This is a genomic window from Mesorhizobium abyssinicae, assembly GCF_049887195.1.
GTDB lineage: Bacteria > Pseudomonadota > Alphaproteobacteria > Rhizobiales > Rhizobiaceae > Mesorhizobium > Mesorhizobium abyssinicae.
Genome location: NZ_JARAKC010000007.1, coordinates 103087 through 124882, shown reverse-complemented (window position 1 = coordinate 124882; position 21796 = coordinate 103087). Strand labels below are relative to the sequence as shown.

18 protein-coding genes are annotated in these 21796 nt (G+C 65.5%); 11 read left to right on the top strand and 7 right to left on the bottom strand.

The window, feature by feature from the left end; all coding sequences use genetic code 11:
- Positions 1–407: 407 nt before the first annotated feature.
- Positions 408–1820, top strand: a complete 1413-nt coding sequence (locus PU724_RS17345; protein ID WP_354423101.1) for a pilus assembly protein TadG-related protein — start codon at positions 408–410, stop codon at positions 1818–1820.
- A 312-nt stretch (positions 1821–2132) separates the two neighbouring features.
- Here the strand turns inward: PU724_RS17345 and PU724_RS17340 are convergent, their stop codons facing one another.
- Together PU724_RS17340 and acs are read right to left on the bottom strand one after the other, a co-directional pair.
- Positions 2133–2882, bottom strand: a complete 750-nt coding sequence (locus PU724_RS17340; protein WP_354423099.1) for an MOSC domain-containing protein — start codon at positions 2880–2882, stop codon at positions 2133–2135.
- Positions 2882–4837 carry an acetate--CoA ligase gene (gene acs, locus PU724_RS17335; protein WP_127283040.1) on the bottom strand — a complete coding sequence of 652 codons (1956 nt, stop codon included), beginning with the start codon at positions 4835–4837 and terminating at the stop codon, positions 2882–2884. The genes PU724_RS17340 and acs overlap by 1 nt, the downstream gene beginning before the upstream one ends.
- Positions 4838–5141: 304 nt before the next feature.
- Between acs and PU724_RS17330 the strand changes: the two genes are divergently transcribed.
- On the top strand, positions 5142–5414 hold the full coding sequence (locus PU724_RS17330; RefSeq protein WP_127283041.1) for an usg protein: 273 nt from the start codon (positions 5142–5144) through the stop codon (positions 5412–5414).
- Between the two features lie 180 nt (positions 5415–5594).
- Here PU724_RS17330 and PU724_RS17325 read toward each other — a convergent pair whose 3' ends face one another.
- Positions 5595–6629: an aldo/keto reductase gene (locus PU724_RS17325; RefSeq protein ID WP_128271864.1), complete on the bottom strand. Its 1035-nt coding sequence runs from the start codon at positions 6627–6629 to the stop codon at positions 5595–5597.
- Positions 6630–6666: 37 nt separating this feature from the next.
- A complete protein-coding gene (locus PU724_RS17320) occupies positions 6667–7848 on the bottom strand; it encodes an MFS transporter (protein ID WP_354423096.1) in 1182 nt (393 codons plus the stop codon).
- Positions 7849–7970: 122 nt separating this feature from the next.
- Between PU724_RS17320 and PU724_RS17315 the strand changes: the two genes are divergently transcribed.
- Positions 7971–8876 carry a LysR family transcriptional regulator gene (locus PU724_RS17315; RefSeq protein ID WP_128271862.1) on the top strand — a complete coding sequence of 302 codons (906 nt, stop codon included), beginning with the start codon at positions 7971–7973 and terminating at the stop codon, positions 8874–8876.
- Positions 8877–8930: 54 nt separating this feature from the next.
- Here PU724_RS17315 and PU724_RS17310 read toward each other — a convergent pair whose 3' ends face one another.
- Both PU724_RS17310 and PU724_RS17305 read right to left on the bottom strand, forming a co-directional pair.
- Positions 8931–9980 carry an aldo/keto reductase gene (locus PU724_RS17310; RefSeq protein ID WP_354423094.1) on the bottom strand — a complete coding sequence of 350 codons (1050 nt, stop codon included), beginning with the start codon at positions 9978–9980 and terminating at the stop codon, positions 8931–8933.
- Positions 9981–10141: 161 nt separating this feature from the next.
- Positions 10142–10804, bottom strand: a complete 663-nt coding sequence (locus tag PU724_RS17305; RefSeq protein ID WP_127283045.1) for a YggS family pyridoxal phosphate-dependent enzyme — start codon at positions 10802–10804, stop codon at positions 10142–10144.
- A gap of 147 nt (positions 10805–10951) precedes the next feature.
- On the opposite strand from PU724_RS17305, the gene leuS reads away from it, so the two are divergent.
- Together leuS and PU724_RS17295 are read left to right on the top strand one after the other, a co-directional pair.
- Positions 10952–13579, top strand: a complete 2628-nt coding sequence (gene leuS, locus PU724_RS17300) for a leucine--tRNA ligase (protein ID WP_354423092.1) — start codon at positions 10952–10954, stop codon at positions 13577–13579.
- Positions 13566–14147, top strand: coding sequence for an LPS assembly lipoprotein LptE (locus tag PU724_RS17295; RefSeq protein WP_354423090.1), 582 nt, complete (start codon positions 13566–13568; stop codon positions 14145–14147). Before leuS ends, PU724_RS17295 begins: the two co-directional genes overlap by 14 nt.
- A 208-nt stretch (positions 14148–14355) precedes the next feature.
- On the opposite strand, the gene fsa is transcribed toward PU724_RS17295, so the two are convergent.
- Complete coding sequence (gene fsa / locus PU724_RS17290; RefSeq protein WP_127283048.1) at positions 14356–15012, bottom strand: fructose-6-phosphate aldolase; 657 nt, start codon at positions 15010–15012, stop codon at positions 14356–14358.
- Between the two features lie 89 nt (positions 15013–15101).
- On the opposite strand from fsa, the gene PU724_RS17285 reads away from it, so the two are divergent.
- The 6 genes from PU724_RS17285 (at position 15102) to PU724_RS17260 (ending at position 21759) form a co-directional block, all read left to right on the top strand.
- On the top strand, positions 15102–17285 hold the full coding sequence (locus tag PU724_RS17285; protein ID WP_354423088.1) for a primosomal protein N': 2184 nt from the start codon (positions 15102–15104) through the stop codon (positions 17283–17285).
- Between the two features lie 30 nt (positions 17286–17315).
- On the top strand, positions 17316–18011 hold the full coding sequence (locus tag PU724_RS17280) for an aspartate/glutamate racemase family protein (protein WP_354423086.1): 696 nt from the start codon (positions 17316–17318) through the stop codon (positions 18009–18011).
- Between the two features lie 94 nt (positions 18012–18105).
- Positions 18106–18501 (top strand): AGROH133_08824 family phage infection protein, encoded by a 396-nt coding sequence (locus PU724_RS17275; RefSeq protein ID WP_126057603.1) that lies wholly within the window; start codon positions 18106–18108, stop codon positions 18499–18501.
- A gap of 246 nt (positions 18502–18747) precedes the next feature.
- On the top strand, positions 18748–19308 hold the full coding sequence (locus PU724_RS17270) for a F0F1 ATP synthase subunit delta (RefSeq protein WP_354423084.1): 561 nt from the start codon (positions 18748–18750) through the stop codon (positions 19306–19308).
- Positions 19308–20837, top strand: a complete 1530-nt coding sequence (atpA, locus tag PU724_RS17265; RefSeq protein WP_126057605.1) for a F0F1 ATP synthase subunit alpha — start codon at positions 19308–19310, stop codon at positions 20835–20837. Before PU724_RS17270 ends, atpA begins: the two co-directional genes overlap by 1 nt.
- A 34-nt stretch (positions 20838–20871) precedes the next feature.
- A complete protein-coding gene (locus PU724_RS17260) occupies positions 20872–21759 on the top strand; it encodes a F0F1 ATP synthase subunit gamma (RefSeq protein WP_126057606.1) in 888 nt (295 codons plus the stop codon).
- Positions 21760–21796: the final 37 nt, after the last annotated feature.

Below are 21796 nucleotides of genomic sequence, written 5' to 3'. Positions count from 1 at the left end.
CAATTCCAGGAAAAGTCTGACACTGTTTCCATCAGGAATTGCGTCAAAACAAGAGACAGGGTGGTCAGCGTTTTCATGAAACGATGAACAACCCTGGTCGTCCCCCGCGACTGCCTGATCGCCCAAACGCCATGATCCGCTTCGGCACAGCGCGCCTGTGCCGGACTGGGACCGCGTTTCGCGGCTCGGCGGCGCGAAGGCCGTTCATGGTAAGCGCTTCCTAAACGACGGCACGCCTGCGGCTTTTTGTTTACCGGCCGTTCACCTTGTGCCGCTTCGAACACAAGCAAAAACAAGAGCTTGACCAGAAGACGCCGGATTCCATCCGGCGTGACGGCCCAACCGGCCGGAATCCTGCACCGCATCCGTCAGACGGCTTCGAGGCCGATAGCGAATGGAGGCGGAAGATGCGGCGTTTTGCAGGTCTTGTTCAGGGCGGCTTTGCCAGGGATCGCGGCGGAAACTTCGCCATCCTGTTCGGCTTTGCCGCGTCGGTGCTGGCGCTCGGCGTCGGCTTCGGCGTCAACATCACCCAGCTCTACAATGCCCAATCGAGCCTGCAGGGCGTGGTCGACGCAGCGGTCACCTCGACGGCGCGGGATCTTACCACCGGCGTCATCAAGGAAGCCGATGCGAACAAGTCGGTGCAGGCGTTTCTCGACGCCAACAGCGCGGCCGGCATCCTGGAGGCCGATCAGATCGTCCTCGACAGGCTGACGGTCGACAAGACCGCAAAGACCGTCCGGGCGGACGTGCATGTCGATGTCGCCTTCTACTTCCCGCTGTTTAGCATGGGCGACACCAAGCGCGTCGCGGTCTCCACCACGGCGCTCTATTCCGACAAGACAATCGAGGTGGCGATGATGCTCGACGTCACCGGTTCGATGGCTCCCGACAAGCGCGCCAAGACCAACAAGATCGGCGACCTGCAGGCCGCCGCTTCGGACGCCGTCAGCGATCTGCTCGGCCAGAACCGCGACCCCAGCAATCCGCGTGTGCGCGTATCGATCGTCCCCTATGCCGAGGCCGTCAACACAGGCGGCCTGGCCGGCACCGTGTTCGTCGAGACGACGAATGGCCCGAAGGTTCCGCCGCCGATCGATGCGCCTGTCTCGGCTTCGGCGACGTCGGCGCCGGACAAATGCGCGACCGAGCGCAAGGACAAGGACGGCTATGCCGACTATTCCTCCGACGGACCCTACACGCTGCGTCTCGACAACAAGGGCAAGACCTACCAGGGCAAGGTCAACCGCGACTACCGCATGAAAGTATGCCCTTCGGCGGCCCTCGTTCCGCTGACGGCCGATGAAGGAAAGCTGCTCACCGCCATCGATCATTTCAGCGCCGCGGGCGTCACGGCCGGCGGGATCGCCGCGCAGTGGGGCTACTACATGCTCTCCCCGGCGTGGCGCTCCGCCATCGCCGATGCCGGCCTCGGCGCCGGTCCCGCCAATTTCGACAGCAGGAAGGTGGCCAAGATCGCCATCCTGATGACGGACGGCCAGTTCAACACCGCTTTCGCCGGAGCACGCGGCGCGCCCAAAGCACAGGACGCCGGCCAGATGTCGCGCGGCAACGCCGAAAGCATCTGCTCCAACATGAAGCGCGACGGCATCGAGATCTTCACCATCGGCTTCGATCTCAACGATCCGTCGATGACGACGACGGAGCGCAACCAGGCAAAGACCTTGCTCAAGGATTGCGCCACGGCGGATACGTCGTCGCTCAAGCACTATTATGAGGCGGCGAACGGTCCGGAACTGGCCGAAGCCTTCGGCAAGATCACCAAGAATATCGAGAAGCTCACAATCAATCGCTGAGGCGTTCCCCGGCGAGCCTGCGCAACTCCCATATACGGAAAAGGCCGCCGCTTCTTGACGAAGCCGGCGGCCTTCCGTGTTTCCGTCCATGGCGCGGTCTCTGGCGGTGATGCCATCGCATCACCTGCCGCGCTTCTCGCGCCTTAACGGGAAGACTGCTTCCCGAAAGTGCAATCCGCTGAGGCCACGTTCTGGAAAACGAAATCACTCGACATCGGATCACCTCCTTTCGATCTGTTGAACACACCTTCATGATGGGGTGCGTTGCAGCAAAAGACAAGGGGCAGACGAAAACGGTGCGCGGCGCCTTGGTCAGACGAAGCGCATCGGCGCGCCGATCTCGACCCGCGCCGGCCGGTCGACGGTGCAGTAGACGCCGAGATTGTGGGCGTTGTGGCGCACCAGATTGCGCAGGATGCCGGGATCGCTGTCGAAACCGTCCTGGGCGATGATGGTGAAGCCGCAGCGCCGGCACGGCTCCGAGACGGTCAGCAGCAGGTCGCCGACGGCCAGCTTGCGGCCGATCCATTCGGTTTCGGGAAACGAGCCCTCGACCGGTTCCATGTCGACGACGATGTTCGGGCGGAAGCGGCGTGGGTCGGCCGCCCCTTCCGGATGCAGCGCCTTCAGCCGCGCCAGCGAGGCGGTGGTCAGCAGATGGATCGGCGCCTTGGCGTAGCGCGCCTCGGTCAGCGGGCCGGCATAGGAGGGCGCGGCGTTTTCCTGGCCGAACGGCCGGATCGAGGCTTCGAAGCCGAGGAAGGCCGACACGGCGCGGTCGCCTTCGGCCCCGGGCGCCGCCAGCCAGCCGCCGCCGGGGACGGCGACTTCCAGCTCGCGGGCCTTCGACAGCCGGGTGCGGATCAACGGCACCTTGTGCCATTTCGCCTCGCGGTCCGGGCGTGCGATCTCACCGTTTGTCGCATCGACGAGGCCGAACAGGCGGTCGCCGGCGACGGTGCGGCTCCCGACCTCGATCGCGTCCTGGCGCTCACCGGCGAGCGAGCTTGCCGGATAGCGCCAGAGCTGGCTGACCGTGCCCAGGGCCGCGGCGTCGGCCATCAGCTCTTCTTGTTCTGCCGGTTGGCGACGAGGTCGTCGACGACGGCCGGATCGGCCAGCGTCGAGGTGTCGCCGAGCGCGCCGAAATCGTCCTCGGCGATCTTGCGCAGGATGCGGCGCATGATCTTGCCCGAGCGGGTCTTCGGCAGGCCCGGCGCGAACTGGAGCTTGTCGGGCGTGGCGATGGCGCCGATCTCCTTGCGGACATGGTCGACCAATTCCTTGCGCAGGCCGTCGCTCGGCGTCTCGCCGGCCATCAGCGTGACATAGCAGTAGATGCCCTGGCCCTTGATATCGTGCGGATAGCCGACGACCGCGGCCTCGGAGACCTTGTCATGGCTGACCAGCGCCGATTCGACCTCGGCGGTGCCCATGCGGTGGCCGGAGACGTTGAGGACGTCGTCGACGCGGCCGGTGATCCAGTAATAGCCGTCGGCGTCGCGGCGGCAGCCGTCGCCGGTGAAGTACTTGCCCTTGTAGGTCGAGAAATAGGTCTGCACGAAACGGTCGTGGTCGCCATAGACGGTGCGCATCTGGCCGGGCCAGGAATCGGTGATGCAGAGATTGCCGTCGGCGGCGCCCTCGAGCACCTTGCCGTCGCCGTCGACCAGTTGCGGCTGGACGCCGAAGAAGGGCCGCGTCGCCGAGCCGGCCTTGAGGTTGGTCGCGCCGGGCAGCGGCGTGATCAGGATGCCGCCGGTCTCGGTCTGCCACCAGGTGTCGACGATCGGCACCTTGCCGTTGCCGACGACGTTGAAATACCACTCCCAGGCTTCCGGATTGATCGGCTCGCCGACCGAGCCCAGCACGCGCAACGACTTGCGCGAGGTCTTCGTCACATGGCTGTCGCCGGCGCCCATCAGCGCGCGCAGCGCCGTCGGCGCGGTGTAGAAGATGTTGACCTTGTGCTTGTCGATGACTTCCCAGAAGCGCGACTGCGAGGGGTAGTTCGGCACGCCCTCGAACATCAGCGTGGTGGCGCCGTTGGCGAGAGGGCCGTAGACGATGTAGCTGTGGCCGGTGACCCAGCCGACATCGGCTGTGCACCAGTAGATGTCGCCGTCGTGGTAGTCGAAGACATATTGGTGCGTCATCGAGGCGTAGACGAGATAGCCGGCGGTGGTGTGCAACACGCCCTTCGGCTTGCCGGTCGAGCCGGAGGTGTAGAGGATGAACAGCGGATCCTCGGCCTTCATCCTCTCCGGCTTGCAGTCGGCCTTAACGGTGGCGGCTTCCTCGTGGTACCAGACGTCGCGCCCCGGCGCCCAGCCGACCTTGCCGCCGGTGCGGCGCACCACCACCACCTTGTCGACCGCGGTGCCGGCCCTAGCGGCGATCTCGATCGCCTTGTCGGTGTTTTCCTTCAACGGCACATGCTTGCCGCCGCGCAGGCCCTCGTCAGCGGTGATGACGATGGTCGACTTGCAGTCGTCGATGCGGCCGGCCAGCGCGTCCGGCGAGAAGCCGCCGAAGACGACCGAATGGATGGCGCCGATCCGCGTGCAGGCCAGCATCGCATAGGCTGCTTCCGGGATCATCGGCATGTAGATGGTGACGCGGTCGCCCTTCTTGACGCCGTGCTTCTTCAGCACATTGGCGAAGCGGCAGACATGCACGTAGAGCTCGTTGTAGGTGACCTTCCTGTCGTCATAGGGATTGTCGCCTTCCCAGATGATGGCGGTCTGGTCGCCGCGCTTCTTCAGGTGGCGGTCGATGCAGTTCCAGGACACGTTGGTCTCGCCGTCCTCGAACCATTTGATCGAGACCTTGCCGTCGAAGGAGGTGTTCTTGACCTTGCTGAAAGGCTTGAACCAGTCGATGCGCTTGCCGTGCTTGCCCCAGAACTTGTCCGGGCTCTTGATGCTGTCGGCGTACCATTTGAGATAGGTATCGTTGTCGATCAGCGCGTTCTTCTTCCACGCCGGCTGCACCCGATGGACGTGAACCTCGGACATTCTTCGCTTTCCTCCCGGACTGTTCCGCCGGCTTGAAGCGCCGGCGGCGACGCGGCGACGCGGCCGCGAATTCGGGCGCATTATTAACAGTTCCGCGCCGACGGCAATATTAGACGTTGGATTCGCGCGGCGGGATGACGCAGGGGCATCGCACCGCCCTGTCAGCACTCTCCGCCCATCGCTGCTAACTGCATGTTTTGGCGAAGGAAAAGGCCGATACGATCAGAAAAAATCAATAGACAGTTAAGCAACTGAGCGCAGAATCCGACATTGGGAGGAAAGGAGATCGTCGCAGGGGGCTGCAATGTATGATCATTCCGAAATCGATCTGATGCTCAAGGGGTATGGGCTGACCACGGCCAAGATTCTCTATCATTTCCCCGACCATCCGCATCTCTTGCAGAGCTACATCTGGCAGGACTACGACATCGCGCCGAAGTTTCCGGTGCTGATCCGCTTCATCGAGTTCTGGAAGGCCAAGCTCGACGGGCCGCTGCATTCGGTGACCTACACGCACCAGACGCTGATCGCGCCGAACGAGTGGCGCAAGGTGGATGGAGAGTTCGTGCTGCATTGAGGCTAATCTCCCCCCTTGAGGGGGAGATGGCCGCAAAGCGGCCAGAGGCGGTCGTCTCACATAGAGCGCGACGCCCTTGCGGAATCGTGAAGATCAAGTCGGCGCTTCACGCGCGGCGACCCCTCTGTCGCCTTTGGCGACATCTCCCCCTCGAGGGGGGAGACTAGGCGGCGCCAGCCCTCACACCGCCGGCGGATTGAGCCGGGCGAAACCTTCCTGCCGGCGATAGGGGAAGTACGGGTAAGGCGCTGTGACTTCGCTTGCCGTGTCGAGCTTCTTCATCTGCTCCAGCGTCAACGCCCAGCCGACGGCGCCGAGGTTCTGGCGCAACTGCTCCTCGTTGCGGGCGCCGATGATGACGGAGGAGACGGTCGGCCGCTGCAGGAGCCAGTTGATGGCGATCTGCGGCACGGTCCTGCCGGTCTCGGCGGCGACAGCCTCAAGCGCATCGACAACCTTGTAGAGATGCTCGTCCTCGACCGGCGGGCCGAAGCTCGCCGTGTCGTGCAGCCGGCTCCTTTCCGGCAGGGGCTGCCCGCGGCGGATCTTGCCGGTCAGCCGGCCCCAGCCGAGCGGGCTCCACACCAGCGCCCCGACGCCCTGGTCGAGGCCGAGCGGCATCAGCTCCCATTCATAGTCGCGGCCGAGAAGCGAATAGTAGACCTGATGCGCGGCGTAGCGCGCATAGCCGTGCTGCTCCGCCAGACCGAGCGACTTCATCACCTGCCAACCGGAAAAATTGGAGACGCCGACATAGCGCAGCTTGCCGGCGCGCACGAGGTCGTCCAGCGTCGACAGCACCTCCTCAATCGGCGTGCCGGCATCGAAGGCGTGCAATTGCAAGAGGTCGATATAGTCGGTGCCGAGACGCCTGAGCCCGTCCTCCACCGCCTTGATCAGACGCGAGCGCGAGGAGCCGTAGTCGGCTGGCCCGTCGCCCATCGGCAGCGATGTCTTGGTCGAGATCAGCACGGCGTCGCGGCGGCCCTTGATCGCCGCGCCCAGCACCTCTTCCGAAGCGCCGTTCGAATAGACATCGGCGGTGTCGAAGAGGTTGACGCCGGCCTCGAGGCAGATGTCGACCAGCCGGCGCGCCTCCTGCGCATCGCTGTTGCCCCAGGCGCCGAACAGCGGGCCGGAGCCGCCAAAGGTGCCGGCCCCGAACGAGAGCGCCGGAACCTTCAGGCCCGAGGCGCCAAGACGTCGATAGTCCATTTTTTGCTCCTGTGGTGTCGAAGGGGTTGTCGGGTTGTTACGAGCGGGCGGATGCCGGCTCGCCTAATGTCGTGGTGCGATCGAGGCGCAGCGCCAGTGCCGTGACGCCGAGTGCCGAAAGCGGCAGCAGGGCGGCAACCCAGGTCACTGCGCCGAGGCCCGGACCGTGGGAGATGACCGCGCCGCCCAGCCAGGCGCCGGCCGCATTGCCGAGGTTGAAGGCGGCGATGTTGAAGGAGGAGGCGAGGCTCTGCCCGGCGCCTTCGGCCTTTTCCAGCACCCACATCTGCAGCGGCGCCACGGTGGCGAAGGCAGCGGCGCCGAGCAGGCCGACAAACATGACCGCCAGCACCTGGCTCTGCAGGGCGAACGTCATCAGGCCAAGTACCAGCGCCAGCACGATCAAGCTGCCAAGCACGGACGGTACCAGCCAGCGGTCGGCGGCCTTGCCGCCGACCAGGTTGCCGGCGATGAGGCCGCCGCCGAAGACCAGCAGGATCGGCGACACCGCCGCTTCCGGAAAGCCGCTGATTTCGGTCAGCATCGGAGCGATGTAGGTGAAGACGGCAAAGACGCCGGCATAGCCAAGCACGGTGGTGGCGAAGCCGAGCAGGACGGGTGCGCGGCCGAGCACCGCGAGATCGGCGCGCAGATTGCTCTTCTGGGGCTCTGGCTGGTCGCGCGGCACCAGGGCCAAGATGACCGCGAAGGCCGCGATGCCAACCAGCGTCACCGCCCAGAAGGTGGCGCGCCAGCCGAAGGCCTGGCCGAGCCAGGTGCCGAAGGGAACGCCGAGGATATTGGCGACGGTCAGCCCGGTGAACATCAGCGCGATCGCCGAGGCTTTCCTGTTGGGCGCGACCAGCCCGGTTGCCACGACCGAGCCGACGCCGAAGAAGGTGCCGTGGGCAAAGGCGGTGAGCACGCGGGCGCCCATGAGCGTCCAGTAATCGGGAGCGAGCGCGCAGGCCAGATTGCCAAGGGTGAAGATCGCCATCAGCGCCAGGAGCACGGTCTTGCGCGGCCAGCGGCCGGTGGCGATGGTGAGCAGCGGCGCGCCGATAACGACGCCCAGCGCATAGCCGGAGATCAGCTGGCCGGCGGCCGAGATCGAGACTCCAAGATCGCCGCTGACCTCGAGCAGCAGGCCCATGATGACGAATTCGGTGACGCCGATGCCAAAGGCGCCGGCGGCAAGGGCATAGAGAGCAAGAGGCATGGCGATCTTCCCGTTGGTGGTGCCGGGACGCACTTCCCCGCGTCCCGGCTCGGAAGATCGTGTTGCTGCCGTCTGTGAACCAGACTTGCCCGAGGCACATCGGTTGTGAAATAGATTCTTAGATGGCGAGATCAGAGATAAACCGCTCCGGCGAGATCGAGGTGTTTGTACGCGTCGTCGAGGCTGGCAGCTTTTCGGCTGCGGCGCGGGCGCTGCGCATGACGCCGTCGGCGGTGAGCAAGCTGATCGCGCGGCTGGAGGCGCGGCTCGGCGCCCGCCTGGTCAGCCGTTCGACGCGCAGGCTGCAGCTCACGCCGGAAGGGGCCGCCTTCCACGACAGCGGCGTGCGCATCCTGGCCGACATGGCGGCGGCCGAGCGCGAGGCAGCAGCGGGTGCCGCGCCGCGCGGCCTGCTCAGGATCAACTCCTATGTGCCGTTCGGCCAGCACCGGCTGATCCCGCTTTTGCCGAGCTTCCTAGAGCGCTATCCCGAAGTCTCGGTCGACGTCGTCCTGACCGACCATGTCATCGACCTGATGGAGGAGCGCGCCGATGTCGCCATCCGCGCCGGGCCGCTCGGCGAATCACGGCTGGTGGCACGCAAGCTCGGGCAGAGCGGCGTGGTGGTGGTCGCGGCACCTTCCTACCTCGATGCGCGCGGCACGCCGCGCGCGCCGGCCGATCTCGATCGCCACAACCGCATGGGCTTCCGCTTCGCGCGCCATATCGACGGCTGGCCGTTTGCCGACAGGGCCGGCCGTGCCACCGTGGTCCCAATCACGGGCAATGCCCAGGTTAGCGACGGCGAGGCGATGCGGCTGATGGCGCTTGCCGGCGCGGGCATCGCCCGGCTGGCGCGCTGGCATGTCGAGCCCGACATCGCCGCCGGCCGGCTGGTGCCGTTGCTCGAGGATTTCAATCCCGGCGACGAGGAAATGACCCACGCCGTCTATGTCGGCCAGGGCAAGCACCTGCCGGCCAGGGTGCGTGCCTTTCTCGATTTTCTGGTCGAAACGGTGCGGCTCTGAACGAGGAAGCCGCGCGCCCGAGGGACGCGCGGCTGCTCAGACGAAGCGGACGAACTAGGCCTTCGGCACGAACGGCGCCGGGCGCCGGCCCGCGCCCTGCCGGTCCAGCATCCAGCCAGGATATTCGGAGGGCAGCGCGCTGACCTCGTCCAGCCTGGCGAGATCCTCGGCGTCGAGCTTCAGCGCGGTGGCGGCAAGGTTCTGCTCGAGCTGGTCCATGCGGCTGGCGCCGATGATGACGCTCATCACGAAGGGCTTGGCCAGCACGTAGCCGAGCGCCGCCGTGGCAACGCTGACATCGTGCTTCCTGGCGATCTCGCGCATGACGGCGACCGCCGCCCAGGCGCGATCCTCGTTGACCGGCGGGAAGTTGAAGGAGGCGCGGCGGCCCTCCCCATTGCCGGGCGCGCCCGGACCGTATTTGCCGGAGAGCAGCCCGCCGGCCATCGGTGACCAGACCATCAGGCCGAGCTTCTCCTCATTGAGCAGCGGCACGATCTCGCGTTCGAGGTCGCGGCCGGCGATCGAATAGTAGGACTGCACGGTCTCGAAGCGGGCAAATCCCTTGCGCTCTGCAATGCCCAGCGCCTTGGCGATGCGCCAGGCCTGCCAGTTGGAGACGCCGACGTAACGCACCTTGCCACTGGACACGAGATCGTCGAGCGCCCGCAGCGTCTCGTCGATCGGGCTCACCGTGTCGGTGCCGTGCAGCTGGTAGAGGTCGATGTGATCGAGCTGCAGCCGTTCGAGGCTGGCCTCGACCGAATCCATGATGTGGCCGCGGGAGGAGCCGCGCTGGTTCGGGCCCTCGCCCATGACGCCATGCACCTTGGTGGCGATGATGACGTCCGACCTTTTGACGCCGAGATCGCGGAGCGACTGGCCGAGCAGTCTTTCGGAGGCGCCGAAGGAATAGACGTCGGCCGTGTCGAAGAAGTTGACGCCGGCGGCAATCGAACGGCCGACGATCTCGTTGACGCCTTTCTGGTCGAGGCTGGCGATCAGCCCCCATTGGGCGTTCTCGCCGGCGGCGCCGAAGGTCATGGTGCCGAGGCAAAGTTCGGAGACGAACAGCCCGGTGTTTCCGAGTTGATTGTAGCGCATGGTGGGAGCTCCAGGGAGGATTGGGAATGACGCTGAACAAATAGGAACGGCACGTTCCGTTTCAAGCGCTGGAGCAAGCGCGGCGAGCAACTGGCTCAAGAGAACCGTCGGGGAGCCACCGCTAGGCCTGGCAAGCCTTTGCGGCAAGATTCATCGCCCAGCTATCGGCTGCCGAAGATCGCCGAGCCGACCCGGACGCCGGTCGCGCCGAAGGCGATCGCCGTCTCGTAGTCGCCGGACATGCCCATCGAGAGCTTCGCGACGCCTGCCTCCTTGCCGAGCTTCTCCAGCAGCGCGAAGTGCGGGCCGGGGTTCTCATCAGCCGGCGGGATGCACATCAGGCCTTCGATGGCGAGGCCGTGCACCTCTTGGCAGCGCCTGACGAAGGCGACCGCCTCGCGCGGCTCGATGCCGGCCTTTTGCGGCTCCGAGCCGGTGTTGACCTGAACGTAGAGTTTTGGCTTCCGGCCCTGCCGTGCGATCTCCTTGGCAAGTTCGGCGGCGATCTTCTCGCGGTCCACGGTCTCAATGACGTCGAACAGCGCGACCGCTTCCTTGGCCTTGTTCGACTGCAGCGGACCGATCAGATGCAATTCGATGCCGGGAAATTGATGCTTCAGCGCCGGCCATTTGCCTTGCGCCTCCTGCACGCGGTTCTCCCCGAAGGCGCGCTGGCCGGCGTCGATGACCGGGCTGATCGATGCGGCCTCGAAGGTCTTCGACACCGCCACCAGCGTGACCGCGCCTTGGTTGCGGCCGGCCTCGCGCTCGGCGGCGGTAATCCTTGCCTTGACGGCAAAAAGCTGTTCGACGGCGCTCGTCATGCCCATATCCTGCCTGTAGTTTTGGTCCTCGCCGGCTCGCCGCAGTTGACGGGTCCGGCAATCCATGGTGAACACCGCGACGACATTTTCCTGGGCCGCCGGGCATTGCCCCGCGGTTCGTGCCAGCTTTTAAGTGAAAAACATCCGATGGCAACCGAACGATACAATCCGCGCGCGTCAGAGCCCAAATGGCAGAAGGCCTGGGCCGAAAAGAAGCTGTTCGAGGCCGACAACGCCGATCCGAAGCCGAAATACTACGTGCTGGAGATGTTCCCCTATCCGTCGGGACGCATCCATATCGGCCACACCCGCAACTACACGATGGGCGACGTCGTGGCGCGCTACAAGCGCGCCAAGGGTTTCAACGTGCTGCACCCGATGGGCTGGGACGCCTTCGGCATGCCGGCCGAGAACGCGGCGATGCAGAACAAGGTCCACCCCAAGGACTGGACCTATGAGAACATCGCCACCATGCGCGAGCAGCTCAAGGTCATGGGCCTGTCGCTCGACTGGGCGCGCGAGTTCGCCACCTGCGACGTCGACTACTACCACCGCCAGCAGATGCTGTTCCTCGACTTCGTCGAGAAGGGGCTGGTGACGCGCAAATCCTCCAAGGTCAACTGGGACCCGGAGGACATGACCGTGCTCGCCAACGAGCAGGTCATCGACGGTCGCGGCTGGCGCTCCGGCGCGCTGGTCGAGCAGCGCGAACTGACGCAGTGGTTCTTCAAGATCACCGACTTCGCGCAGGACCTGCTGGATTCGCTCGAAGGCCTCGACGAATGGCCGGAGAAGGTCAAGCTGATGCAGCACAACTGGATCGGCCGCTCGGAAGGGCTGCTGATCCGCTGGCCGCTGGCCAAGCCGGTCGCCGGCGAGCATGAGCTGGAGGTCTACACGACCAGGCCGGACACCATTTTCGGCGCCTCGTTCATGGCGGTCGCCGCCGACCATCCGTTGGCCAAGAAGGCCGCCGAGGATAATGTCGAGCTGGCCAAGTTCATCGACGAGGTCCGCCACATGGGCACCTCGGTGGCGGCGCTCGAGACGGCCGAGAAGAAGGGCTTCGACACCGGCATCCGCGTCGTCCATCCGTTCGACGAGAACTGGACGCTGCCGGTCTATGTCGCCAATTTCGTGCTGATGGAATACGGCACCGGCGCCATCTTCGGCTGCCCGTCCGGCGACCAGCGCGACCTCGACTTCGCCAACAAATACGGCCTGCCGGTGATCCCGGTGGTGATGCCGGAAGGCGGCGACGCCAAGACCTTCCAGATCATCGAGGAGGCCTATGTCGACGACGGCGTGATGATCAATTCGCGCTTCCTCGACGGCATGAAGCCGGAGAAGGCCTTCGACGAGGTGGCCAAGCTGCTGGAAAAGAAGACGATCGGCAACCGGCCGATGGCCGAGCGCAAGGTGAACTTCCGCCTGCGCGACTGGGGCATTTCGCGCCAGCGCTACTGGGGCTGCCCGATCCCGATGATCCACTGCGAGGATTGCGGCGTGGTGCCGGTGCCGAAGGCCGACCTGCCGGTCAAGCTGCCCGACGACATCGAGTTCGACCGGCCGGGCAACCCGCTCGATCGCCACCCGACCTGGCGGCACGTCAATTGCCCGCAATGCGGCAAGCCGGCGCGGCGCGAGACCGACACGATGGACACGTTCGTCGATTCGTCCTGGTATTTCGCGCGCTTCACCGCGCCGTGGGCCAACGATCCGACTGAGCCGAAGGCGGCCGACGAATGGCTGGCGGTCGACCAGTATATCGGCGGCATCGAGCACGCGATCCTGCATTTGCTCTATTCGCGCTTCTTCACCCGTGCCATGCGCGAGACCGGCCACCTCGATCTCGCCGAACCGTTCAAGGGCCTGTTCACGCAAGGCATGGTGGTGCACGAGACCTACCGGGTCGGCGGCCCGTCCAACAACGGACGCTGGCTGTCGCCGAGCGAGGTCAGGCTCGAGGACGACGGCGGCAAGCGCCGCGCCGTCGATATCGCCACCGGCGAGGAGGCCGTCATCGGCCCGCTGGAGAAGATGTCGAAGTCGAAGAAGAACACGGTGAGCCCGGAAGAGATCACCGACGGCTACGGCGCCGATACCGCGCGCTGGTTCATGCTGTCGGATTCGCCGCCCGAGCGCGACGTCGAATGGACCGACGATGGCGCCGCCGGCGCGCATCGCTTCGTCCAGCGCATCTGGCGCCTGGTGTCGATCGCGGCCGAATCGCTCACCGGCGTGAAGCCCGAGGCGGCGGGAGAGGGCGAGGCTGGCGCTGTCTCCAAGGCCGCGCACAAGATCCTCAAGGCGGTCGGCGAGGATATCGAGAAGCTCGGCTTCAACCGCGCCATCGCCCGCATCTACGAGCTGGCCAACGCCCTGACCACGCCGCTCAACGAGGCGGCCGAAGGCAAGGCGGACGCGGCGCTGAAAGGCGCCTGCCGCGAGGCGGTGGAGATCCTGGTGCACCTGATCGCGCCGGTCATGCCGCATCTGGCCGAGGAGTGCTGGGAAACGCTGGGCGGCACAGAATTGGTCGCCGAACGGCCGTGGCCGGTCTACGATCCGGCGCTGGTCGTCGACAACGAGATCGTGCTTCCCGTCCAGGTCAACGGCAAGAAGCGCGGGGATTTGACAATTGCCCGCGACGCGGACCAAGGTGCGGTCGAAAAAGCGGTGCTGGCCCTCGACTTCGTGCAGAAAGCGCTGGAAGGTAAGGCGCCCCGCAAGGTGATCATCGTGCCGCAGAGGATCGTCAATGTCGTTGCCTGATCGGGAAAAGACTGGTGTGGCGCGTTCGCTCGGCCGCACCGCGTTGTACGGCCTGGTCGCCTCGCTGGCATTGGTGTCGGCCTGCACTGTCAGGCCGCTCTATTCGAACGCGCCGCTCACCGCCGGCTCCACTGTCGGCGCCGCCGCTGAACTGGCGTCGATCTCGGTCAAGCCGGTCAAGACCCGCTACGCGCAGCAGGTGCGCAACAATCTGATCTTCGGCTTCGGCCAGGGCGCCGGCGAGCCGGCAACGCCGGCCTACATCCTCGATCTCGGCGTCACCGAACTGGTCGAATCGGCAGCACTTGTGCAGATCCAGACCGACGAGGACGAGCCGACCGCGGGCACGGTGACGCTGACCTCGTCCTATGTGCTGACCGATGCGAGCACGGGCACGGTCATCGCCACCGGCAAGCGCTCGGTGCCGTCGTCCTTTGACCGGCCGCGCCAGGAATATGCGTCCTACCGGGCGCAGATCGATGCCGAGAACCGCGCCGCGCGCGAGCTGGCGGACCTGCTCAGGCTCTCGGTCGCGCAGGATCTGGTCAAGCACGGCAAGAAGGCCTGAGAGACCGTTTGGAAATTCTACTCCGGCGGCCATCTGCCGGCGCTTCCGGTGCTCTGACCTGAATGTCCGCTGCGCTCCGGTTCTCGAAACCACCGCCATATGACTCGCCAGAGCGAATTTCGAAACGGTCTCTGAGCGTTTCCGACTTTGCTGTTTGCAACAAAAAAAGGCCGGTCGCCTGGCCTTTTTTCGTATCGTTGAGACGAGATCAGCCGATCTTCTGGCCGGTCTTGGCCCAGTCGGCGAGGAAGGCGGCAAGGCCCTTGTCGGTCAGCGGATGGCTGACCAGGGCCTTCAGCGTCGCCGGCGGCGCGGTGATGACATCGGCGCCGATCAGCGCCGCCTGCTTGACGTGGTTCACGGTGCGCACCGAGGCGGTCAGGATCTCGGTCTGGTAGTCGTAGTTGTCGTAGATCTGCCGGATCTCCTGGATCAGCTCCATGCCGTCCGAGCCGGTGTCGTCGATGCGGCCGACGAAGGGCGAGATGAAAGAGGCGCCGGCCTTGGCGGCGAGCAGCGCCTGGTTGGCGGAGAAGCAGAGCGTGACGTTGACCATGCGCTTCATCTCGGTGCGGATGGTCTTGCAGGCCTTCAGCCCGTCCAGCGTCAGCGGCACCTTGATGCAGACATTGGGGGCGATCTTGGCCAGCACCTCGGCCTCGGCCATCATCTGCTTGTATTCGGTCGCCACGACCTCGGCCGAGACCGGGCCCTCGACGATGTCACAGATCTGCTTGGTCACCTCGGCAATCTTGCCACCCGATTTCAGGATCAGCGAGGGATTGGTGGTGACGCCATCGAGCAGCCCCAGATCGTTCAGCTCGCGGATTTCCTTGATATCGGCGGTGTCGACAAAAAATTTCATCGCGGTCTCCTGAAGATTTTCATGTGCATGACATGCAGCTTGGGGGTCGGCCTTTGCTCTAGACCAAAGTCGGGGCAAGGTCACGCCTCATGATGGAAGATTCGCCCTTTGTCGCGGCCGCGCCGGTGCTGGTGCCGATGCCGGCCGAGCGGCCCTACACCTATGCGGTGCCGGCCGGCATGCGCGTGGTGCCGGGTTCGATCGTGCGCGTGCCGCTGGGGCCCCGGCAGGTCGCCGGCATCGTCTGGGACGGCACCGTCGAGACGGTCGACGCGAGGAAATTGCGGCCAATCGAGCAGGTGTTCGATTGCCCGCCGATCGACCGCGCGATGCGCCGCTTCGTCGACTGGATCGCGCAATACACGCTGGCGGCGCCGGGCATGGTGGCGCGCATGCTGCTTCGTGCGCCTGAGGCCTTCGACCCGGAGCCCTGGATCGAAGGCCTGCAGCTCACCCTGGCCAGACCCGACCGGATGACCGAGGCGAGGGCGCGCGTGCTGGCGACGGCCGAGGGCGGCCTCGCCTGGACGCGCTCGGGCCTGGCGCATGCGGCCGGCGTGTCGTCGGCGGTCATCGACGGCTTGCGGGCGCAAGGCGTGTTCGAGACGGTGATGATCCCGCCGCGGCCGGTGGTGGCGGCACCCGATCCGGCCTACGCGCAGCCGGCGCTGATGCCCGACCAGGAGGACGCGGCGGCCCTGCTGCGCGCCGGTGTCGCGGCGAACGCCTTCGGCGTCACCCTGCTCGACGGCGTCACCGGATCCGGCAAGACCGAGGTCTATTTCGAGGCGGTGGCGGCGGCGCTCGACCAGGGCAGGCAGGTGCTGATCCTGCTGCCGGAAATCGCGCTGACCCATGCCTTCCTGGAACGCTTCCAGGACCGGTTCGGCGCCAAGCCGGCCGAGTGGCATTCGGACCTGCCGCCGAGGATGCGCGAGAAAGTCTGGCGGCAGGTGGCGGAAGGCGGCGTGCGCGTCGTCGCCGGCGCGCGCTCGGCGCTGTTCCTGCCTTTCCCTGAGCTTGGCCTGGTCGTCGTCGACGAGGAGCACGACCCCGCCTACAAGCAGGAGGATCGCGTCTTCTACAATGCCCGCGACATGGCGGTGGTTCGCGGCCACATAGGCGGCTTCCCGATCGTGCTCGCCTCGGCGACGCCGTCGGTCGAAAGCCGGGTCAATGCCAGCCAGGGCCGCTATCATCGGGCGGTGCTTTCGTCGCGCTTTGCCGAGGCCGCGCTGCCCGACCTGAAGTCGATCGACATGCGACGGGCGCCGCCGGCGCGCGGCGGCTTCCTGTCGCCGCTGCTTCTCGACCAGATGCGGCGCACGCTGGAGAAAAAGGAGCAGTCGCTCTTATTCCTCAACCGGCGCGGCTACGCGCCGCTGACGTTGTGCCGCGTCTGCGGCCACCGCTTTGGCTGTCCGGTCTGCTCGGCCTGGCTGGTCGAGCACCGCTTTCGCGGCCAGCTTGTCTGCCACCATTGCGGGCACAATGAGCGTCGGCCGGAGGCGTGCCCGGAATGCGGCACGCTCGACCATCTGGTCGCTTGCGGTCCCGGCGTCGAGCGCATTGCCGAGGAGGTGGTGGCGCATTTCCCCGACGCCCGCACCATCGTGCTCTCGTCCGACCTGATGGGCGGCGTGCGACGGCTCAGGCTCGAGTTGGAAGCCATCGCCAATGGCGAGGCCGACATCGTCATCGGCACGCAGCTCGTCGCCAAGGGCCACAATTTTCCCAACATGACATTGGTCGGCGTGGTCGACGCCGATCTCGGCCTCGCCAATGGTGATCCGCGCGCGGCCGAGCGAACCTTCCAGCTGCTCAGCCAGGTGACGGGTCGCGCCGGCCGCACCGGCAAGAAGAGCCTCGGCCTGCTGCAGACCTACCAGCCGGACCATCCGGTGATGCGGGCCATCGTCTCCGGCGATGCCGAGGCGTTTTACGAGCGCGAGGTCGCCGAGCGCGAGCGGGCGGCGCTGCCGCCCTTCGGCCGGCTCGCCGGCGTCATCGTCAGCGCCGCGACGCGGGCCGAAGCGGAGGCGCATGCGCGCGGCCTGCGCCGCGCCGCGCCGCAGGCGGCCGATCTGTTCGTGCTGGGCCCGGCCGAGGCGCCGTTGTCACTGCTCGGCGGGCGCCACCGCTTCCGCCTGCTGATCCAGGGCGAGCGGCGCGCCGACATGCAGGGCTTCATCCGCGCCATGCTGGCCGAAGGGCCGAAATTGCGCGGCTCGGTCCGGGTGCAGGTCGATATCGATCCGCAGAGCTTTTTGTGAGATTGATCACGCGATCGGAGGCATGAACAGATGAAGACCCTCGGCCTCATCGGCGGCATGAGTTGGGAATCGACCGCCATCTACTATCGCCTGCTCAACGAGATCGTGCGCGAGCGGCTCGGTGGGCTGCATTCGGCGAAGCTGCTCTTATGGTCGTTCGACTTCGCCGAGATCGCCGAGCGCCAGCATGCCGGCGACTGGCAGGGCGCGGGCGTGCTGCTCGTCGAGGCCGCGCGCAAGCTGGAGGCGGGCGGCGCCGAGGGCCTGGTGGTCTGCACCAACACCATGCACAGGCTGGCGGACGACGTGCAGGCGGCGGTGTCGATCCCCCTGATCCACATCGCCGACGCCACCGCGGTCGCGGTCAGGGATGCCGGCGTCAGGCGGCCGGCGCTGCTCGCCACCCGCTTCACCATGGAGCAGGATTTCTACAAGGGCCGGCTCGCCGAGAAATATGGCCTGCAGCCTATCGTGCCCGACCAGGCCGGCCGCGACATGGTGCACCGGGTGATCTATGACGAACTCTGCCAGGGTATCGTCAAACCCGATTCGCATGCGGCCTATGTCGAGGAAGTCGGCCGGCTGCAGCGCGATGAGAATATCGACGGCGTCATCATGGGGTGCACCGAGATCACCATGCTGATCGGCCAGGCGGACTTCGACATTCCGGTGTTCGACACCACGCGCCTGCATGCCGAGGCGGCGGTCGCATTCGCTCTGCCTTGATACGCCTTTCCTAAAGTTCCGGCGCCATCTGGCGCACGGCTTTTCCTCCGCTAGAATGCCCCGGTTTTCAAACAGGCTTTTGCGAGGGGACAAGATGGAATTTGCGTTTCCGTGGCCGATGAGCCAGGGCGAGTGGCTGGCATGGTCGAGCGCGGTGGCGACCTTGCTCATCGGCCTGCTGTTGTTCCTGGCGCCGAACCTTGCTTTCCGGATCCTCAGGCTGCAGGCCAGACCGGAGAAGGCGGCGGCGATCGCCGAGGGGCGCGGCCGCATGTCGGGCTTCTATCTCGGCGTCAGCCTGTGCTGCATCCTGCTCGCTCAGCCGCTGCTTTACATGGCGCTCGGCTTCTCCTGGCTGTTCACCGCTTTCGGCCGTTTGCTGTCGATGATGTCGGACGGCGCCAACACCCCTTTCAACTGGGCTTCGATCGTCGTTGAGCTGGTGCTGGCGGCATTGCCGCTGGCCTTTGCTTTCGGCTTTTTGCCCTGAATCCTTGACTAATCCGGCGCTTGCGGTTGGTCTCTACCGCCGGATGCGACAAAAGTGCCTGAAAACCATGCCGGACGACGCATTGCGGTCTTAAAAGGCCTGTGCTAGACGGCAATCGACTTTCGGCCGGGGATAGCGGAAGCCGCGCCTCCGTGCTTGGAAAAATGCAGTAAGGTCAAAGATTTAGCCAGAGTTCTCGCTCGCGCCAACAATCTGCGGCCTGTCAGACAAGAGAAAAGACGGTCCGTGGCTCAATCGTCATCGCCAATCTCAGCTGTCGCAGAACGCTATGCGGGTTCGCTGTTCGAACTCGCGCTGCAGGCAAATTCGGTCGCCCAGGTCGAGGCTGACCTCACCAGTTTCGAGGCGCTGCTTGAAGGCAGCGCCGATCTTTCCCGGCTGATCAACAGCCCGGTGTTCTCCAGCGAGGATCAGGCCAAGGCGATCGCCTCGATCGTCGCCAAGGCAAAGCTCGGCGGGCTCGCCGGCAATTTCCTGCGCGTCGTCGCCAAGAACCGCCGCCTGTTCGCAGTGCCCGGCATGATCAAGGCTTTCCGCCGCATCGCCGCCGATCATCGTGGCGAGGCTTCGGCCGAGGTCACCTCGGCGCATGCGCTGACGGCGGCGCAGGAGACCGAACTGAAGGCGGCGCTGAAGGGCGTTGCCGGCAAGGACGTGGCCATCACGGTCACCGTCGACCCGTCGCTGCTCGGCGGGCTGGTGGTCAAGATGGGCTCGCGCCAGATCGATACGTCGCTCAAAACCAAACTCAATTCGCTCAAGCTTGCACTGAAAGAGGTCGGCTGATGGACATCCGCGCCGCGGAAATTTCCGCAATTCTGAAAGACCAGATCAAGAATTTCGGCAAGGAGGCCGAGGTCTCCGAAGTCGGCCAGGTGCTGTCCGTCGGTGACGGCATCGCCCGCGTCTACGGCCTCGACAATGTCCAGGCCGGTGAAATGGTCGAATTCCCCGGCGGCATCCGCGGCATGGCGCTGAACCTCGAAGCCGACAATGTCGGCGTCGTCATCTTCGGCAACGACCGCGACATCAAGGAAGGCGACACCGTCAAGCGGACCGGCGCCATTGTCGACGCGCCTGTCGGCATGGGCCTGCTCGGCCGCGTCGTCGATGCGCTCGGCAACCCGATCGACGGCAAGGGCCCGATCAAGGCGACCGAACGCAAGCGCGTCGACGTCAAGGCGCCCGGCATCATTCCGCGCAAGTCGGTGAACGAGCCGATGTCGACCGGCCTCAAGGCCATCGATGCGCTGATCCCGGTCGGCCGCGGCCAGCGCGAGCTGGTCATCGGCGATCGTCAGACCGGCAAGACCGCGATCATTCTCGACACGATGCTGAACCAGAAGTCGGTGCACGAAAACGGCCCGGAAAAGGAAAAGCTCTACTGCGTCTACGTCGCCGTCGGCCAGAAGCGCTCGACCGTCGCGCAGTTCGTGAAGGTTCTCGAGGAGCGCGGCGCGCTTGAATATTCGATCGTCGTCGCCGCCACCGCTTCCGACCCGGCGCCGATGCAGTTCCTGGCGCCGTTCACCGGCGCCACCATGGGCGAATATTTCCGCGACAACGGAATGCACGCGCTGATCAGCTATGACGATCTGTCGAAGCAGGCCGTCGCCTATCGCCAGATGTCACTCCTGCTGCGCCGCCCGCCGGGCCGCGAAGCCTATCCGGGCGACGTCTTCTATCTGCACTCGCGCCTGCTCGAGCGCGCCGCAAAGCTCAACGACGATCTGGGCGGCGGTTCGCTGACCGCGCTGCCGATCATCGAGACGCAGGCCAACGACGTGTCGGCCTACATCCCGACCAACGTGATCTCGATCACCGACGGCCAGATCTTCCTCGAAACCAACCTGTTCTTCCAGGGCATCCGCCCGGCGGTCAATGTCGGCCTGTCGGTGTCGCGCGTCGGTTCGTCGGCGCAGATCAAGGCGATGAAGCAGGTTGCCGGCTCGATCAAGGGCGAGCTCGCGCAGTATCGCGAAATGGCTGCCTTCGCTCAGTTCGGCTCCGACCTCGACGCCGCCACGCAGCGCCTGCTCAACCGCGGCTCGCGCCTGACCGAGCTGTTGAAGCAGCCGCAGTTCTCGCCGCTCAAGGTCGAGGAGCAGGTTGCGGTGATCTTCGCCGGCGTCAACGGTTACCTCGACAAGCTGGCGATCAACCAGGTCGGCAAGTTCGAGCATGGGCTGCTCAGCCACATGCGCTCGGCCGGCAAGGACGTGCTCGACGGCATTCGCAAGGAGAAGGCGTTGTCGGACGATCTGCGCGCCAAGCTCAAGGCCGAGATCGACGCCTTCGCCAAGACCTTCGCCTAAGAAGAAGCCGGACGCACGGGATCAGGTTTGAAGCATGCCTTCATTAAAAGACCTTCGTAACCGTATCGCCTCGGTCAAGGCGACGCAGAAGATCACCAAGGCGATGCAGATGGTCGCCGCGGCGAAGCTGCGCCGCGCGCAGGAAGCGGCGGAAGCGGCGCGTCCCTATTCCGAGCGGATGGGCGCGGTGCTGGCCAACATCACCCAGGCGATCGGCGGCGGCGGCGATGCTCCGGCGCTGATGACCGGCACCGGCAGGGACGACGTGCAACTGCTCGTCGTCTGCACCGCCGAGCGCGGCCTCTGCGGCGGCTTCAATTCGCAGATCGCCCGTCTTGCCCGCGACCACATCCGCAAGCTCCTGGCCGACGGCAAGCAGGTCAAGATCATCTGCGTCGGCAAGAAGGGCTATGACATCCTGCGCCGCGACTACGCATCGCTGATCCTTGAGCGCGTCGACCTGCGTGAAGTGCGGACGCTCGGCTTCGCCAATGCCGATGCAATCGCGAAGAAAGTCATCCACCTCTTCAACGAGGGCGGTTTCGACGTCTGCACGCTGTTCTATTCGCAGTTCAAGTCGGTGATCAGCCAGATCCCGACGGCGCAGCAGATCATCCCGGCGGCGACTGCCGCTCCGGCTGCTGCCGAGGCGACCAATGGCGGCAACGCCGTCTACGAATACGAGCCGGAGCCGGGCGAGATCCTCTCCGACCTCATCCCGCGCAACATCTCGGTCCAGATCTTCCGCGCGCTGCTCGAGAACGCAGCCGGCGAGATGGGCGCCAAGATGAGCGCCATGGACAATGCGACGCGCAACGCCGGCGACATGATCAACAAGCTGTCGATCACCTACAACCGCCAGCGGCAGGCGCAGATCACCAAGGAATTGATCGAAATCATTTCGGGCGCCGAGGCGCTCTAGTCGCGGGCCCATGTGGAGGTCGCTGACCTCCATGCGG